Annotated in this window: 14 protein-coding genes and 1 riboswitch; of the genes, 8 read left to right on the top strand and 6 right to left on the bottom strand. The window is 75.2% G+C overall.

Annotated elements, in window-relative coordinates; genetic code table 11:
• The first annotated feature begins 27 nt into the window (after positions 1 to 27).
• Positions 28 to 112: riboswitch (ZMP/ZTP riboswitch) on the top strand.
• A 68-nt stretch (positions 113 to 180) separates the two neighbouring features.
• Entirely contained in the window at positions 181 to 1,452 is a 1,272-nt protein-coding gene (gene glyA, locus HNR21_RS25250) for a serine hydroxymethyltransferase (protein ID WP_182707166.1), read from the top strand.
• Positions 1,453 to 1,556: 104 nt separating this feature from the next.
• Positions 1,557 to 3,371 carry a SpoIIE family protein phosphatase gene (locus HNR21_RS25245; protein ID WP_182707165.1) on the top strand — a complete coding sequence of 605 codons (1,815 nt, stop codon included), beginning with the start codon at positions 1,557 to 1,559 and terminating at the stop codon, positions 3,369 to 3,371.
• On the opposite strand, the gene HNR21_RS25240 is transcribed toward HNR21_RS25245, so the two are convergent.
• Both HNR21_RS25240 and HNR21_RS25235 read right to left on the bottom strand, forming a co-directional pair.
• The gene (locus HNR21_RS25240) at positions 3,368 to 4,177 is read right to left on the bottom strand and encodes a class I SAM-dependent methyltransferase (protein WP_312881253.1); all 810 of its coding nucleotides are present in this window, start codon (positions 4,175 to 4,177) and stop codon (positions 3,368 to 3,370) included. The two genes, HNR21_RS25245 and HNR21_RS25240, sit on opposite strands and share 4 nt — an antisense overlap.
• 28 nt (positions 4,178 to 4,205) lie before the next feature.
• A complete protein-coding gene (locus tag HNR21_RS25235) occupies positions 4,206 to 5,288 on the bottom strand; it encodes a GNAT family N-acetyltransferase (protein WP_182707163.1) in 1,083 nt (360 codons plus the stop codon).
• A 263-nt stretch (positions 5,289 to 5,551) separates the two neighbouring features.
• On the opposite strand from HNR21_RS25235, the gene HNR21_RS25230 reads away from it, so the two are divergent.
• Genes HNR21_RS25230 through HNR21_RS25205 form a run of 6 tightly spaced genes read left to right on the top strand, consistent with a single transcriptional unit; the run spans position 5,552 to position 11,184 of the window.
• Complete coding sequence (locus tag HNR21_RS25230; protein WP_119730703.1) at positions 5,552 to 6,400, top strand: STAS domain-containing protein; 849 nt, start codon at positions 5,552 to 5,554, stop codon at positions 6,398 to 6,400.
• Positions 6,400 to 6,789, top strand: a complete 390-nt coding sequence (locus HNR21_RS25225) for an STAS domain-containing protein (protein WP_182707162.1) — start codon at positions 6,400 to 6,402, stop codon at positions 6,787 to 6,789. The genes HNR21_RS25230 and HNR21_RS25225 overlap by 1 nt, the downstream gene beginning before the upstream one ends.
• Positions 6,786 to 7,190, top strand: a complete 405-nt coding sequence (locus HNR21_RS25220; RefSeq protein ID WP_119730701.1) for an anti-sigma regulatory factor — start codon at positions 6,786 to 6,788, stop codon at positions 7,188 to 7,190. Before HNR21_RS25225 ends, HNR21_RS25220 begins: the two co-directional genes overlap by 4 nt.
• A complete protein-coding gene (locus tag HNR21_RS25215) occupies positions 7,178 to 8,221 on the top strand; it encodes an anti-sigma regulatory factor (RefSeq protein ID WP_182707161.1) in 1,044 nt (347 codons plus the stop codon). The genes HNR21_RS25220 and HNR21_RS25215 overlap by 13 nt, the downstream gene beginning before the upstream one ends.
• A gap of 3 nt (positions 8,222 to 8,224) precedes the next feature.
• Positions 8,225 to 9,589, top strand: coding sequence for an ATP-binding protein (locus HNR21_RS36445; RefSeq protein WP_182707160.1), 1,365 nt, complete (start codon positions 8,225 to 8,227; stop codon positions 9,587 to 9,589).
• Positions 9,586 to 11,184, top strand: a complete 1,599-nt coding sequence (locus HNR21_RS25205; RefSeq protein ID WP_182707159.1) for a fused response regulator/phosphatase — start codon at positions 9,586 to 9,588, stop codon at positions 11,182 to 11,184. The genes HNR21_RS36445 and HNR21_RS25205 overlap by 4 nt, the downstream gene beginning before the upstream one ends.
• Positions 11,185 to 11,201: 17 nt before the next feature.
• On the opposite strand, the gene pgl is transcribed toward HNR21_RS25205, so the two are convergent.
• From pgl to HNR21_RS25185, 4 genes are all read right to left on the bottom strand, one after another.
• The gene (pgl, locus tag HNR21_RS25200; protein ID WP_119730698.1) at positions 11,202 to 11,981 is read right to left on the bottom strand and encodes a 6-phosphogluconolactonase; all 780 of its coding nucleotides are present in this window, start codon (positions 11,979 to 11,981) and stop codon (positions 11,202 to 11,204) included.
• Positions 11,978 to 12,904: a glucose-6-phosphate dehydrogenase assembly protein OpcA gene (gene opcA, locus HNR21_RS25195; protein ID WP_182707158.1), complete on the bottom strand. Its 927-nt coding sequence runs from the start codon at positions 12,902 to 12,904 to the stop codon at positions 11,978 to 11,980. Before opcA ends, pgl begins: the two co-directional genes overlap by 4 nt.
• A gap of 19 nt (positions 12,905 to 12,923) precedes the next feature.
• The gene (gene zwf, locus HNR21_RS25190) at positions 12,924 to 14,450 is read right to left on the bottom strand and encodes a glucose-6-phosphate dehydrogenase (protein ID WP_182707157.1); all 1,527 of its coding nucleotides are present in this window, start codon (positions 14,448 to 14,450) and stop codon (positions 12,924 to 12,926) included.
• Between the two features lie 136 nt (positions 14,451 to 14,586).
• Positions 14,587 to 16,245, bottom strand: coding sequence for a phosphoheptose isomerase (locus tag HNR21_RS25185; protein WP_182707156.1), 1,659 nt, complete (start codon positions 16,243 to 16,245; stop codon positions 14,587 to 14,589).
• Positions 16,246 to 16,288 lie beyond the last annotated feature (43 nt).

The following is a 16,288-nucleotide window of genomic DNA, read 5'->3' as shown; positions in this document are numbered from 1 at the left end:
ATTTCTGCAAGAACGTGTCCGCTACGATGGGCCGCACGTGACTGGCGCACACAAGGTGGGATCGACCACCGGGGAGCGAACCGTCCGCACGCCGCGCGCCTGGGCGTACGGGCCCCTGCCGGGGGCTCGTGCACCCTTCCGCACCGCACGGGCCTCCGGCGCGACCCGCACGGAGGACACATGCACCAGCCGCCCATCGGGCACCTGCACGCCGCCGACCCCGACCTGGCCGCGCTCGTGGAGGCCGAGGCCCGCCGCCAGTTCGCCAAGGCCCGGCTGATCGCCTCGGAGAACTACGTCTCGCCCGCCGTCCTGGAGGCCACCGGGTCGGTGCTCACCAACAAGTACTCCGAGGGCTATCCCGGCCGCCGCTACTACGAGGGCCAGCAGAACGTCGACCCGATCGAGACCCTGGCCGCGCAGCGGGCCAGGGACCTGTTCGGCGTCGAGCACGCCAACGTCCAGCCGTACTCCGGCTCGCCCGCCAACCTGGCCGTCTACCTGGCGTTCGCCCGGCCCGGCGACACCGTGCTGGGGATGTCCCTGCCGATGGGCGGCCACCTGACCCACGGCTGGTCGGTCTCGGCCACCGGCAGGTGGTTCAACCCGGTCCGGTACGGGGTGCGCGCCGAGGACGGCCGGATCGACATGGACGAGGTCCGCGACCTGGCCCGCCGGGAACGCCCGAAGATCATCTGGTGCGGCGGCACGGCCGTCCCGCGCACCATCGACTTCCCGGCGTTCGCCGAGATCGCCCGGGAGGTCGGCGCGGTCCTGGCCGCCGACATCTCGCACATCGCCGGGCTGATCGCCGGCGGCGCCCACCCGTCCCCGGTCGGCCACGCCGACGTGATCACCACCACCACCCACAAGACGCTGCGCGGCCCGCGCGGCGCCATGATCATGTCCACCGCCGAGCACGCCTCGGCCGTGGACAAGGCGGTCTTCCCCGGCCTGCAGGGCGGCCCGCACAACCACACCACCGCCGCGATCGCGGTGGCGCTCAAGGAGGCCGCCGCCCCCGACTTCGCCGGCTACGCCCGCCAGGTGGTGGCCAACGCCGCCGCGCTGGCCGCCGCGCTCGCCGAACGCGGCTTCGACCTGGTGTCCGGCGGCACCGACAACCACCTGATCCTCATCGACCTCACCGGCAAGGGCGTGCCGGGCAAGCCCGCCGCGCAGGCGCTGGACCGGGCGGGCATCGAGCTGAACCACAACACCGTCCCGTTCGACCCGCGCAAGCCGTTCGACCCGTCCGGGCTGCGGCTGGGCACCGCCGCCGTCACCACCCGCGGCCTGACCGCCGAGCACATGCCGCGGCTGGCCGAGTGGATCGACCGGGCCGTGCAGGCGGCGGCCAAGCAGGACGAGGCCGCCCTGGACCGCATCGCCGCCGAGGTCGCCGAGCTGATGGCGGCGTTCCCCATGCCGGGCTGGGCGCCCGCCCCCTGAGCCGTTCCCCGGCCGCCCGCCGGTGACGGCGGCCCGTTTACCGCCGTCACCAGCGGGAACGCGCACAGGGGTGACGATGCGGGGTGAGGCGAAAGGGAGAGGGCTTGGCGGCCCACCTCGGTGACGCCGAAGACGCGCACGAGCGCGCGCTCGTCGAGCAGGGCGCCTATGCGATCGCCGCCCGCTTCCAGGTCACGCTGGCCGACGCCTACCGGCACCTGGGCGCGCTCGCCCAGGAGTTCGGGATCTCCATGGGCGAGGCCGCCGAGGCGCTGGTGGGCGGCCGGCCGCCGATCGGATCCGCGCACCGGCCCGGCCCCGCCTCCTTCGACCCGGCCAAGTACCTGCGCCGTCCCCCGCACGAGCTCCCCGGGAGCGGGACGGTCCAGCCCGAACCGATCCCCGAGCCGCCCGAACCGCCCGAGTGGGTCGACGACGTGCTCGCCGGCATCCACGGCAACGCCCTCTACGCGATGCCGCTGTACTCCGGCGGCCGGATCAACGACTTCGTGATCGTCCGGATCAACGACACCGTCGAGTCCCGGCTCGGCGAACCCGCCCGGCAGGCGGTCGGCCGGCGGCTGCAGGACGCCTATCCGCAGGTCCTGACCAGCGGGTTGCTCGGGCAGTACATCCGGGCCTTCGAGACGGGCGAGCCGTTCGCCCGGGGGCCGTTCGAGCAGGTGACCATCAGCCCGCGCGGCCTGGAGCCGGTCTCGGTCGTCCTGCGGGCCGCGCGCGCCGGGCCGGGGCTGCTGCTCACCTGGAGCGACACGGCCGAGGAGGAACGGCTGCTGGCGCGCTGGGAGCAGAGCGAACGGCTGGCCGGCCTGGGCTGGGGCGAGTGGAACCTGTTCACCAACGAGGTCGAGTGGACCCGCCGGATGTACGACATCTTCGGCCGGACCCCGGAGGAGGGCCCCACCCGGCTCGAGGAGATGCCCGGCCTGCTGCTGCCGGAGGACCTGCCGGCCATGGAGGAGGCCGTCCGGACGCTGTTCGAGTACCGGGAGGCGGTGGACACCGAGTTCCGGATCCGGCAGCGCAGCGGCGTCCGGCACGTGCACATGATGCTGGAGCCCGTGCTGGACTCCGACGCCCGGCCGGTGGCGGTGCGCTTCCTGGCCCAGGACGTCACCGACCGCCGCCGCCAGGAGCGGGTGCTGGCGGCCACCCACCAGCGGCTGCTGGAGGAGAACCGGCGCGCCGAGGAGGAACGCCGGTTCGCCGCGCGGCTGCGGCAGGTGATCCTGGCGCTGCGGGACCCGGCCATCAGCGCCCCCGGCATGGACGTCGCCGTCCGCTACCACACCGCCGAACGGATCGGCGGCGACTGGCACAAGGCCAGGCCGCTGCCGGACGGGCGGGTGCTGCTGGCGATCGGCGACGCGATGGGGCACGGGCTGGCGGCGGCCACCCAGATGGCGCAGATGCGGGCGGGCCTGGCCGGCCTGGCCTACACCGGCGCCGAGCCCGGCCGGCTGATGACCTGGCTGAACGAACTGGTGCGCGCCGAGCCGAGCGGGGAGGTCGGCACCGGCACCGCGGTCCTCGGCCACTTCCTGCCCGAGGACCGGACCCTGCGCTGGAGCCGCGCCGGGCATCCCCCGCCGATCCTGGTCCGCGCGGGCCGGGCCCGGCTGCTGGAGGGCGAGGGGGGCCCGATGCTGGGAGTGCTGGAGGATCCGCGGTACCCGGTGTCGGTCACCGCACTGGAGCCCCACGACCTGCTGCTGTTCTACACCGACGGGATCATCGACCGCCGCGACATGGATCCCGACACCGCCACCGCCCGGCTGCTGGCGGCCGCCGCCGGCGCCGACGGCTCCCCGGACGACCGGCTCGACCGCATCATCAAGGAGATCGGCGCCGACCAGATGGAGGACGACGTGTGCCTGATGGCCGCCGTGATCCGCTAGCCGGCCCGGCGCAGCACCGTGATCAGCCGCCAGGCGCCCGGATCGGCCGGGCCGATCCCGGTGAAGTCGCCGTACTGGGCGGCGATCTCCAGCGCCCCCGACAGCCGCACCGCCGCGGTCAGCTCGGTCGCCGTCCAGAACCGGTACGGCACCACGCCCCGGATCACCTCGGCGCGGTCCTGGCGGGTCACCGTGATCGTCACGTGCTCCCGCACCACCTGGGTGATCGGGTCGATCCGGTCGCCGGGCGCGCCCCACCGCACGTCGGCCCGCACCCCGTCGCGCTCCACCGACCAGGCGCCGCCGGTGGACGGCTCGTCGGTGAGCCGGTCGGCCGGATGGCTCATCTCCAGCACGTAGCGGCCGCCGTCGGCCAGATGCCCGGCCACCCGGTCCAGATGCGCCACGAACGCGTCCAGCGTCATCAGGTGCGCGGTCGAGTCCAGCATCGTCACGACCAGGTCGAACCGGCGGCCCAGCGCGAAGTCCGTCATGTCGGCCCGGACGACCTCCAGCGGCACCCCGTCGGCCGCGGCGCGCTCCGCGGCGTACGCGCACATCGCCGGGCTCAGGTCCAGCGCGGTCGCCGCGACGCCCCGCCGGGCGAACTCGCGGGCGTGCTCGGCCGGGCCCGCCGCCAGCTCCAGCACCGAACCCGGCGCCCCCGGGCCGGGCCACCACCCCAGCAGCGCGTCGACCTCGGCCCGGACGTCCCGGAACGCACAGGCCAGGTCGTAGGCCCACGGGTTGTCGTAGATCGGGTTGGCGGCCGTCTCGGCGTTGTCTGCGGTGTGGCGGCGGGACACGCCGCCCATCCTGCCACCGATCCGCCGGTCATCCCGCCCGCGGCGCCCGGTCCGCGGCGCGCCCGTCCACCCGGACCCGCAGCTCCACCACCGCCGGGTCCCCGGCGTACCGGACCCGGCCGCCGGCCCTGGTCAGCAGCCGCCGCATCCGGGCGTTGTCGGCCAGCACGGTGGCGCGCAGCTCCACCAGCCCCCGGTCACGGCCCAGCACCAGCATCAGGCCGGTCAGCTCCCGGCCCAGCCCGCGGCCCTGCCAGGCGTCCTCGACCAGGAACGCCAGCTCCGCCACCCCCGGCTCCAGCACGTGCATCAGGTGCGCCAGCGCCAGGACGGACCCGTCCGGGCCCTCGGCCACCAGCGTGAGCCCGTACGCCGGCTCGCAGAACAGGTCCAGCGCCCGCCGCGGCAGCGCCGGTTTGGGAGAGAAGTACCGGGCCCGGCGGGTCTCCGGCGAGCACCGCTCGTGCATGGCCTGCACCTGGGCGTAGTCCCGCCGTTCCAGCGGCCGGACCACCACCTCGGTGCCGTCGCGCAGCAGCACCCGCCGCGAGGTGGGCCGTGGCCCGTCGGCCGGCAGCAGCGCCCGCACCATCGCGTCCGCCCGGGCCGCCTCGGTCGCGGTGAACGGCAGCCCGTCCCGCCGCAGCCGCACCGCCCGCAACGGCCCGACCGGCACCATCAGCTCGAACGACGGCAGCCCCGCCCCGTCCGGGCGCGCCGTCCGCGGCTCGCGGAGCGCGGCGGCCCCGGTCACCCAGGCCGCCGAGTCGGCGCGCAGCAGATCGGCCAGCACCGCCGGCAGCGACCGGGGCTCGGCCCGCAGCCGGTCGGCCAGCGCCAGCGCCCGGGTCGGCTCGTCGATCAGCTCGTGCGGGCGAGCCGGCACCACCACCGTGTCGCGCCCGCCGGCCGCCTCGATCGCGGCGGTCAGCTCCCGCGGCCACGCCCCGCCCCGCCGCACGTCGACCACGAACTCGTCGACCACGCCGTCGGTGTCCACCTGGACCGACAGGTCGAGGATGTTGGCGCCGTGCTCGGCCAGCGCCGCGGTCAGCCCGGCCAGCCTGCCGGGCCTGTCCTCGATGCGGGTGCGGATGCGCAGCAAGGGCATCGGAACGTTCCCCTCCCGTGAGACCCCCTCACTGTGCCGCGCCGCTGTTACGGGACCGTTGCACGCCCGTGAGTGGCCCGTTTCGGCGCTCCCTCCGCCGCCGGGCCGATGATCCGGTCCGACCTGGTTCGGCCCCGTGACCTGGGTATGTCCTGGCCAGGGACCCGGCGGCCGGGGGGCGTCAGCCGTGCGGCCCCGGCCGGCGGCCGCAGGCGGCGGCCTCCGGCGTTCGGACGAGCACGACGAGCACGGGGAGCGGTGGGATGACGACGGAGCCCGGCGGACAGGCGCACATCGTGGAACTGCTGCGAGCGCGGCGGGACGCGGTACTCGACCGCTGGGTGGAGCTGGCGGGGACCGGGCTGCGGGGGCGGCTGACGGAGGTCGAGCTGCGCGGCGAGCTGGACGACCTGCTCGGCCTGTTACTGCGCACGCTGGACGGGGCGGACGCCGGCACCGCCCACGGCGAGCTGCGGGCCACGCTGTCGGAGATGTCGCGGCGCCGCGCCCGGCAGGCGTTCAGCCCCACCGAGACCGCCTTCAGCGTGTTCGCCCTCAAACAGGTGGTGTACGAGCTGGTTCGTGCGGACGGCCCGGACCGGCGGCGGCTGGCCGAGGAGCTCATCGCCTTCTCCCACACCATGGACGAGCTGGGACTGCTGACGTTCGAGACCTACGTCGCCACCCGCGAGCAGGTCATCTCCGACCAGGCCGAGCAACTGCTGGAGCTGTCCACCCCGGTGGTGAAGCTGTGGGAGGGGATCGTGGCGGTCCCGCTGGTCGGCACCCTCGACTCGGCCCGCACCCAGGTGGTGATGGAGACGCTGCTGCAGACGCTGGTGGACACCGGCTCGCTGTACGCGGTGATCGACATCACCGGGGTGGCGGCGGTGGACACCGAGGTCGCCCAGCACCTGATGAAGACCATCATGGCCGCCCGGCTGATGGGCGCCGAGTGCGTGATCTCCGGGATCCGGCCGCAGATCGCCCAGACCGTGGTGGCGCTGGGCATCGAGTTCGGCGACATCGTCAGCAAGGCCAGCCTCGCCGACGCGCTGGAGTACCTGCTGGCGCGCAGCGGCGTGCGGATCGTGCGCGGGGAGGCGGGCTGATGGACCGGGTGCCCATCCTCAAGGTCGGCGACGTGCTGCTGGTGTCCATCCAGACCGACCTGCAGGACCGCACCGCGCTGGCGCTGCAGGAGGACCTGGCCGAGCGGATCGTGCGGACCGGGGCGCGGGGCGTGGTCATCGACATCACCGCGGTGGAGATCGTCGACTCGTTCATCGGCCGGATGTTCGCCGGGATCGCCGCGATGTCCCGGCTGCTGGACGCCCGCACCGTGGTGGTCGGCATGCGCCCCGCCGTGGCGATCACCCTGGTGGAGCTGGGGCTGTCGCTGGGCGGCGTGCAGACCGCGCTCGACCTGGAGACCGGGCTGCGGCTGCTGGGCGCGGACTCGCTCGAGGAGGGCCCACCGGAGGTGCGGGACCGCAGATGACCGACGTGCACGAGATCCGGATCGACTCCAGCGACGACATCGTGCAGATCCGCAAGGTGGTCCGCACCGTCGCCGGCGACATCCGGATGTCCCTGGTGGACCAGACCAAGCTGGTCACCGCGGCCAGCGAGCTGGCCCGCAACATCGTCGGGTACGGCGGCGGGGGGACGGTCCGGATCGAGCGGCTGACCGGCCCGTCCGGCGTGCCCGGTGTGCGCATGGTGTTCGAGGACTCCGGGCCCGGCATCCCCGACGTGGAACTGGCCCTGACCGACGGCTGGTCCAGCGGGCAGGGCCTCGGGCTCGGCCTGCCGGGCGCGCGGCGGCTGGTGGACGAGTTCGACCTGCAGACCGCCGCAGGCAGGGGAACCCGGGTCACGGTGACCAAATGGACCCGGTGAGCGTGGACTGGAGCACCTTCCCGGCCCAGGACGAGTACCTGTGGACCCGGGTGGAGGACGGCAGCGTCGCCGCCCGGCTGCGCCGCGTGGTCGCCGAGTGGGCGCGGCGGCTCGGATTCGACGCCGACCGGATCGCCAGGGTCCAGCTCGCCGTCACCGAGGGCGTCTCCAACCTGCACAAGCACGCCCGGCAGGGGGAGGTGCTGCTGCGGGTGACCCGCGACGGCCCGGGGACCGCGCTGGAGATGGTGTGCGTGGACTCCGGGCCGGGCATCGCCGACGTGCCCGGCATGATGGTCGACGGGCGGTCCTCGGCCGGCACCCTCGGCGTCGGGCTCGGCTCGATCACCCGGATCGCCGACCACACCGGGCTGTACTCCCTGCCGGGACGCGGCACCGTGCTCACCGCCCGCTTCCAGGCCCCCGGCCCCCGGTCGGCCGTGCCCCGCTACAGCGGGCTGCTCCGCCCCATCACCGGCGAGGAGGAGTGCGGCGACGCCTACGCCGCCTGCCGTGTCGGGGACGTGGTGTACGCGGTGCTGTGCGACGGCCTCGGCCACGGTGCGCTGGCCGCCCGCGCCGCCGCCGAGGCGGTCCGCGTCGCCCGCGCCGAGTCCCTCCCGGCGCGCCCCGCCGACCTGCTGGAACGCGTCCACCGCGGGATCGCCCACACCCGGGGCGGCGCGGTCGCCGTCGCCGCCGTGGACGCCCCGGCGGGCCTGGTCACGTTCGCCGGGGTGGGCAACGTGGCCGGGTGGATCGTGTCCGGGGACCGCCGCCGCGGCATGATCTCGGTCCCCGGCATCGCCGGCCAGCAGGCCAGGGGGCTGCGCGAGCACGTCTACGAGCTGCCGCCGGACGGGGTGGTGGTGATGCACTCCGACGGGCTCACCGGCCGGTGGGGGCCGGCCGACTTCCCCGGGCTGTTCGGCTGCCCGCCGCTGGTGATCGCCGCCACGCTGCTGCGGGACGCCGGGGTGCGCCGCGACGACCAGGCGGTCCTGGTGGTCGGGCCGCCGGGAACGAGGTGAGCCGTGAGCCTCGAACTGCTGCGCCTGCACATCCGCGACCAGGCCGCCCTGTTCGCGTTCCGCCAGGCCGGGCGGGAGGCCGCCGACGCGGTCGGGCTGGCCGGCTCGGACCTGACCCGGGTCGCCGCCGCGATCAGCGAGATCGGCCGGGAGCTGTACGCCGCGCACGGGCCGGTGGAGGCGGCGTTCTGGATCCGGCGGGCCGGTCACCCGGCGCTGGTGGTGGAGATGTGCGTCGCCCGCCGGACGGGCCGGCCGCTGCCCCGGGAGGCGATGGCGATCGCCGCCCGCCTGGTCGACCAGGTCAGGGCCGACGACGAGGGCGACCGCACCGTGGTCCGGGTGTCCAAGGACCTGCCGCCGGGCAGTCCGCCGCCCTCCGACCAGCGGGTGCGCCGGGTCCGCGAGCGGCTGGCCCAGCTGGTGCCCACCTCCGCGCTGGCCGAGCTGGAGCGGCAGAACCGGGAGCTGATCGAGGCGCTGGAGGACGTCCAGCGCCAGCACGAGGAGCTGCAGGCGCTGCACGCCGAGCTGGAGGAGACCAACCGCGGCGTGGTGGCCATGTACAACCAGCTCTCCCAGGAGCTGGAGGAGACCAACCAGGGCGTGGTGGCCCTCTACGCCGAGCTGGACGACAAGTCCGCCCAGCTGCGCAGGGCGGGGGAGGCCAAGAACCGGTTCTGGGCCAGCATCAGCCACGAGCTGCGCACCCCGATCAACTCCATGATCGGCCTGGCCCGGCTGCTGCTGGACACCCGCGGCGACCCGCTCAGCGACGAGCAGCGGCACCAGGTGGAGCTGATCGCGCACTCCGGGCAGACCATCCTGGCGCTGGTGGACGAGCTGCTGGACATGGCCAAGGCCGAGGAGGGCCGGCTGGTCCTGTGCAACGCCCCGGTGGACGTTCCGCTGCTGCTGGAACGGCTGCGCTCGCTGATGGAGCCGATGGCCGAGGAGGCCGGGCTGCGGCTGGAGGCGGACCCCGGGCCCGCCGGCGTGCAGCCGGTCACCGACGAGACCATGCTCACCCGCATCCTGCGCAACCTGGTGGCCAACGGGCTGAAGTTCACCCGCGAGGGGGAGGTGCGGCTGAGCGCCCGCGCCGAGGGAGACCACATGGTCTTCACGGTGTCCGACACCGGGGTCGGCATCCCCGCGGCCGAGCAGGAACGCGTGTTCGAGGAGTTCTACCAGGTGCCCGGGGCCGGGGGCGGCGGCACGGGACTGGGCCTGCCGTACGCCCGGCGGCTGGCCGAGGCGATGGGCGGCGGGCTGGAACTGGACAGCACCGTGGGCGCCGGCACCATCGTGACGGTGCGGATCCCGCTGCGGCCGCCGTCCCGGAACGGCCGGGAGGAACGGCGATGAGCTCCCTGCCGCCGGCACCGCCGGCACCGCTGACCACCCTGGTGGTGGACGACGCCGCGACCAAGCGCTACATCATCGGCAGCTGGCTGCGCCGGGCCGGGCACACCGTCATCGAGGCGGCCTCGGCCGCCGAGGCCTGGGAACGGCTGGCCGACCACGAGCCGGACCTGGTGGTGCTGGACGTGCGGCTGCCCGACGCCAGCGGGTTCGAGGTCTGCGAGCAGATCAAGTCCGACCCGGCCACCGCCTCGCTGCCGGTCATCCACATCTCCGGGTCGGCGGTCGAGGTCGCCGACCGCGCCCACGGGCTGCGCGGCGGCGCCGACGCCTACCTGACCGACCCCATCGACCCGGACGAGTTCCTGGCCACCGTCCAGGCGGTGCTGCGCTACTACCAGGCCCGCCGCACCGCCGAACGGCTCGCCGAGCGGCTGGCCGCGCTCACCCGCGCCTCGCTGGCGATCAACGCCGCCGACACCTTCGACCGGCTCACCGCCGCCGCGGCGCGCGGGGCCGCCGAGGTGTTCGGGGTCCGGTCGGTGGCGATGATCCTGCCGCTGGACGGGCGGCTGCGACGGGTCGTCTGCCTGCCGCCCACCCTGGAGACCTGGCCCCGCAGCGTCCGCCCCGACATGCTGGAACGGATCGGCCGGTTCGTCGCCCTCGGCCAGGGCACCGGGACGGCGGTGGCCATCGTCCCGGGCGAACGCTGGCGGGAGGTGCTGCCGGACGCCGCCATCGCCGACGACGTGTCCATGGTGATGTCGCGCACCAAGGTCGGCCGGCCGCCGGTGTGCCTGGCGGTCGAGGCGCACGGGGTGCTCGACGAGGACGAGTTCAACATGCTGCGCCAGCTCGGCCAGACCGTGGCGGTCGCGGTGGAGGCGCTGCGCAGCTACGCCGAGGAGCGCTCCATCTCCGAGACCCTGCAGCGCAGCCTGCTGCCCACCGCCCTGCCGCACGTGCCGGGCTGGACGTTCGCCCTGCGGTACGAGCCGGCCAGCCGCCAGGCCGAGGTCGGCGGCGACTTCTACGAGGTGCTGCCGATCGGGGACCGGCTGCTCGTGGCGATCGGGGACGTGCAGGGCCACTCGCTGCACGCCGCCACCGTGATGGCCGAACTGCGGCACGCGCTGCGGGCGTTCGCGGTGGAGGGGCACGACGCGGTGCGGATCCTGACCGGCCTCAACCGGGTGCTGCGCCGCTACCACGAGGACCAGACCGCCACCATCTGCCTGCTGACCCTCGGCCCCGCCGACGGCGCCGTCCAGGTCGCCAGCGCCGGGCACATGGCCCCGCTGTTCGCCGTCGGCGGGCGGGCCCGGTTCGGGGCGGGCGGCGGCCTGCTGCTCGGCTTCCCCGCCGAGGACATCAGCGTGGAGGAGGTCCGGGTGCCGCCCGGCGGGCTGGTCCTGCTGCACACCGACGGGCTGGTGGAGGACCGCGGCGTGCCGATCTCCGACAACCTGGAACGGCTGCGCGTCCTGGCCGCCGACGCCGACCCCGACCTGGAGGCGTTCAGCGACCGGGTGCTGGCCGCGTTCGGGCGCCGCGAGGACGACGTGGCGATGATCGTGCTGCGCCGCGACGCCTGAACCCGCCTGAGCCCGCCTTACGGCGAGGCCAGCCGCTCCAGCCCCGGCGGCAGCTTGGCCGCCGCCGCCCGGTCCAGCAGGAACAGCGTCCGCTGCCGGCCGCGCGCCCCGGCGACCGGGACCTGCATCGGTCCCGCCCCGGACAGGCCCAGCCGCACCGCGTCCGCCTTGGACTCCCCGGCCGCCAGCACCCACACCTCGCGGGCCGCCCGGATCGCCGGCAGCGTCAGGCTGATCCGGGTCGGCGGCGGCTTGGGCGCGCCCCGCACCGCCACCACCGGCCGCTCGTCGTGCAGCGCCGGCATCTCCGGGAACAGCGACGCCACGTGCGCGTCCGGACCCACCCCCAGCATCAGCACGTCGAACGACGGCACCGGGCCGTGGTCCTCCGGCCGGGCCGCCGCCCGCAGCCAGGACGCGTACCGCTCGGCCGCCGCCTCCGGGTCGGGGCCGTCCGGCCCGTCGCTGGGCGGCATCGCCCGCACCCGCGCCGGATCGACCGGGACGTGGTCCAGCAGCGCGGCGCGCGCCCCGGTCTCGTTGCGCTCGGGATCCCCGGACGGCAGGAACCGCTCGTCGCCCCACCAGATGTCCAGCCGGCCCCAGTCGATGGCGTCGCGGGCCCCGGTGGCGTTCAGCTCGGCCAGCACCGCGGTGCCCACCCCGCCGCCGGTCAGCACGATCGACGCGGTGCCCCGGGCGGCCTGCACGTCCACGATCCGGGTCACCAGCCGCGCCGCCGCGGCTCTGGCCAGCAGCGTCTGGTCGTGGTGCACCAGCACCGTGGGAGCGGTCATGAGGCGCTTCCCACGGCCAGGTCCTTGAGGTAGCGGGCCGCCGCCTCCTGGTACACCTCGTCGGGGTCCAGCCGGCGCAGCTCCTCGGCCAGCAGCTCCGACATCGGCCGCCGGTGCAGCGACACCTGCCGGTCCGGCTGCCCCGGCCGCGACAGCGTCGCCACCCGGCCGTCCGGGCGGGTGATCGCGATGTCGCCGTCCAGGGTGTGCAGCCGGACCGCGGTCAGCCCCGGCCCCTCGGAGATCTCCCGCCGCACCGGAACGCCCAGCCGGATCGACATCCAGGCGGCCAGCAGCTCGGCGCTCGGGCTGTCCGGCTCGCCCTCCACCACGCCGCCGGTGATCTCGGCGTGCTCCAGGTCCAGCGCCGAGGCCAGCAGCGTCCGCCACGCCGTCAGCCGGGTCCAGGTGAAGTCGGTGTCGCCCGGCTGGTAGCCCTCGGCCAGCCGGGCCAGCGTGCCCAGCCGGTCCTGCGCGGCGTAGGCGTCGGTGATCCGGCGCTGCGCCAGCGCCCCCAGCGGGTCCGAGCCCGGCCGCGACGGCGGCCGCCCGCCCGGCCACCAGGTCACCACCGGGGTGTCCGGCACCAGCAGCGGCACCACCACCGAGTCGGCGTGCTCGGCCAGCGGCCCGTACATCCGCAGCAGCACCGTCTCGCCCGGGCCGGTCTCGCCCATCCGGATCTCGGCGTCCAGCCGCGAGGAGCTGCCCCGCGACTCCCGCGAGATCACCGTCAGCACCCGGCACGGGTTCTCCCGGGCCGCCTCGTTGGCCGCCCGCACCGCGTCGTACTGCGCCGACTCGTCGGTGACGATCACCAGCGTGAGCACCATGCCCACCGCCGGGCCGCCCATCAGGTGCCGGGCCTGCCGCAGCGAGCTCTGGATCCGCCGGGTCGTGGTGTCGGTGAGGTCGATGTTCAACGGTCCGTCCCCCTGGTCGTCACAGCCGCCGCCAGGCGCGCCCGTCGCGCGCCATCAGCAGGTCGGCCGACTCCGGCCCGTAGCCGCCGGACTTGTACTGCTCGGGCTTGCCGTGCTCGGCCCAGTACTCGGTGACCGGGTCGAGGATCCGCCACGACAGCTCCACCTCCTCCTGGCGCGGGAACAGCGGCGGGTCGCCGATCAGCACGTCCAGCAGCAGCCGCTCGTAGGCCTCGGGGGAGTGCTCGGTGAACGACTCCCCGTAGGCGAAGTCCATGTTCACGTCGCGGATCTCCATGGCCGTGCCGGGCACCTTGGAGCCGAACCGCACCGTGATGCCCTCGTCCGGCTGCACCCGCATCACCAGCGCGTTCTGCCCCAGCTCCTCGGTGTCGGTCTCGGAGAACGGCAGGTGCGGGGCGCGCTGGAAGACCAGCGCCACCTCGGTCACCCGGCGGCTCAGCCGCTTGCCGGTGCGCAGGTAGAACGGCACCCCCGCCCAGCGGCGGGACTCGATCTCCAGCTTGATCGCCGCGTACGTCTCGGTGCGCGAGTCGGCCGGGATCCCGTCCTCCTCCAGATAGCCGCGCACCTTCTCGCCGCCCTGCCAGCCGGCCGCGTACTGGCCGCGCGCGGTGGCCCGCGACAGGTCGGCCGGCAGCCGCACCGACGACAGCACCTTGGCCTTCTCGGCGCGGATCGCCTCGGCGCTGAACGAGGTCGGCTCCTCCATCGCGGTCAGCGCCAGCAGCTGCAGCAGGTGGTTCTGGATCACGTCGCGGGCCGCGCCGATCCCGTCGTAGTAGCCGGCCCGGCCGCCGATGCCGATGTCCTCGGCCATGGTGATCTGCACGTGGTCGATGTAGGAGCGGTTCCAGATCGGCTCGTACAGCGTGTTGGCGAACCGCATCGCCAGGATGTTCTGCACCGTCTCCTTGCCCAGGTAGTGGTCGATCCGGAAGATCGACTCCTCCGGGAACACCCGGTGCACGGTGCGGTTCAGCTCCTGGGCGCTGGCCAGGTCGTGGCCGAACGGCTTCTCGATCACCACCCGGCGCCACGAACCCCGCTCGGCCTCGGCCAGCCCCGAGCGCTGCAGCTGCTCGACCACCTGCGGGAAGAACTTGGGCGGTATCGACAGGTAGAAGGCGTAGTTGCCGCCGGTGCCGCGGGTGGCGTCCAGCTCCTTGACCGCCATGGCCAGCGCGTCGAACGCCCCCGGGTCGCCGAACTCGCCCGGCACGAAGTGCATCCCCTGGGACAGGTGCGTCCAGACGTCCTCGCGGAACGGGGTGCGGGCGTGCTCCTTGACCGACTCGTAGGCCACCTGACGGAAGTCCTGGTGCGCCCACTCGCGGCGGGCGAACCCGATCAGCGAGAAGCCCGGCGGCAGCAGCCCCCGGTTGGCCAGGTCGTAGATGGCCGGGAGCAGCTTCTTGCGGGACAGGTCGCCGGTCACCCCGAACAGCACCAGCACGCTGGGCCCGGCCACCCGGGGCAGCCGCTTGTCGCGCGGATCCCGCAACGGATTGGGTCTGATGGTCACCTCTGGGTCCCCCTGCCGGCTTCCTGGACCGTTCCTATCAGTGGTACCGGGCCGTCGCGGCGGGTCCGGCGCCCGGCCGGCGCGCCGCCCGCGGCCCGCGCGTCCGGCGCTCCATGCCGGACATGTGCGGTCAACATCAGGTATACGCCCCTCTTTCCCCGGTCGTTCGGCGCCAAGCGCGGTGATCACCGTCGGTGATCACCTCGACCAGCCGCGCCGCGTCCGCCGCCGGATCGCGCAGATGCAGCCACAGCACCGGCAGCCCCTGGCGGCGCAGCGCCCGCACGTCCGCCAGCGCCCGCGCCGTCCGCAGCCCGCCCAGCGTGTAGGGGCGGCCCGGGACCGGACGGTCGCCGGCGGCCTCCCCGGTGAGGACGAGGAACGCCCCGGTGCGCGGCCCGTCCATGTGGAACGACCCGGTGCCGTGCAGATGCCCGGGCCCCGTCCCGCAGGCGACCGGACGGCCGCTGCGCCGCGCCAGCGCCGCCGCCAGCCGCCGCACCGGCCCCTGGCCGGGCAGATGCCCCACCACCGCCAGGTAACCGGCGGGCGGGACGTCGTCCAGCAGGGCGTCCAGCGCCCCCCGCAGCCCCGGCCGCCCGAACCAGCCGCCCGACGCCGGGCCGCCGCGGACCTCGACGCCGCCGTCCACGAAGTCCGGATCCCCGGCCGGCGGCTCCGCCGGCCGCCGCAGCATGGCCGCCGCGTCCTCCTCGGCCCGCCGCGCCCAGACCGCGCCCTCGTCGAACGGATCGACGTCCAGCAGCCACGCGGCCACCGCAGTGGCGTACTCCCACACCAGGAACTGCGCGCCCGGCGGCCCCCACACCGAGGTGTCGGCGTCATGGCCCGACGCGCCGCCCAGCGCCACCGTGTGAACGTCGGGCGCGCGATCCGGATCCGGACGGCCCGCGGGCTCCAGCGGCAGGATCCCGCGGCCCCGCCCGCCGGTGCCGGTCGCCACCAGTTGCGCCAGCCAGCCGACCAGGCCGTCCGGGCCGAGCAGCACCACCTTGTCGCGGCCCGGGACGCCGGGCCCCGGGCGGGCGCAGCCGCCCAGCACCGCGCCGAGCAGCAGCCCCGGACCGTCCGTGCCCGGCCCCAGCGCGGACAGCGCCGCCGCGGCCTGGTCCAGCAGCGCGGTCACGTCCGCGCCGGCCAGCATCGCCGGCACCAGCCCGTACGCCGACAGCGCCCCGAAGTGGCCGGGCAGGCCCGGATCGGTCAGCCCGACCCGGTAGCCGCACCCGTCGGCGAACCCGTGCAGCGGGCTGCCGTGGTCGGTGATCACCAGGAACCGCGCGGCGATCTCGGCGTCGCCCAGCCCCAGCTCCCGGAACGCCTGCACCAGGATCCGCCGGTGGGCGTCGCCCTCGATGGACACCCCGGCCTTGCTGGCCAGCACCACCAGCGTGCGGTCCAGCCGCCGCAGCGTGCGCTCCAGGGCCGCCGGGTCCCCGCCGTCCAGCACCGTCAGCGCGTCCCCGGCGGCACCGCCGGCCTCGGCGACGGCGCGCGCGGCCAGCCCCTCCGGGCCCACCGCGATCAGCGCCACGTGGTCCAGCCCGTCCCGGCGGGCCTCGGCGGCCGGGACGGCCAGCCGGTCCACCAGCATCCGGGAGGTCTTCGGCAGGTCCAGCCAGCCGAGCCGGGCGCGTTCGTCGGCGCGGCGGCCCCACGGCCGCGGATCCCGGCCCGCCAGCGCCTGCGCCAGCCCGGAACCCGCCAGCCGTTCACGCGCCCGCAGCGCCGCGTCGAGCACGCCGCCGCCGGTCATCACGTCGAAGGCCGCCACCGTTCCTCCCTCCCGATCCAATCGTTCCAGGACCGGGCCCCGC

It is taken from the genome of Thermomonospora cellulosilytica, assembly GCF_014138835.1.
GTDB classification, from domain to species: Bacteria; Actinomycetota; Actinomycetes; order Streptosporangiales; family Streptosporangiaceae; genus Thermomonospora; species Thermomonospora amylolytica.
Note: the sequence above shows the minus strand (reverse complement) of the source record. Positions and strands in the feature narration are given on the sequence as shown.

Coding starts and splice junctions, on each gene's coding strand:
- HNR21_RS25220 (WP_119730701.1), top strand. CDS start 6,786: ATGACCGACGTGCACGAGATCCGGATCGACTCCAGCGACGACATCGTG.
- HNR21_RS25225 (WP_182707162.1), top strand. CDS start 6,400: ATGGACCGGGTGCCCATCCTCAAGGTCGGCGACGTGCTGCTGGTGTCC.
- HNR21_RS25215 (WP_182707161.1), top strand. CDS start 7,178: ATGGACCCGGTGAGCGTGGACTGGAGCACCTTCCCGGCCCAGGACGAG.
- glyA (WP_182707166.1), top strand. CDS start 181: ATGCACCAGCCGCCCATCGGGCACCTGCACGCCGCCGACCCCGACCTG.
- pgl (WP_119730698.1), bottom strand. CDS start 11,981: ATGACCGCTCCCACGGTGCTGGTGCACCACGACCAGACGCTGCTGGCC.
- HNR21_RS25235 (WP_182707163.1), bottom strand. CDS start 5,288: ATGCCCTTGCTGCGCATCCGCACCCGCATCGAGGACAGGCCCGGCAGG.
- HNR21_RS25230 (WP_119730703.1), top strand. CDS start 5,552: ATGACGACGGAGCCCGGCGGACAGGCGCACATCGTGGAACTGCTGCGA.
- HNR21_RS25205 (WP_182707159.1), top strand. CDS start 9,586: ATGAGCTCCCTGCCGCCGGCACCGCCGGCACCGCTGACCACCCTGGTG.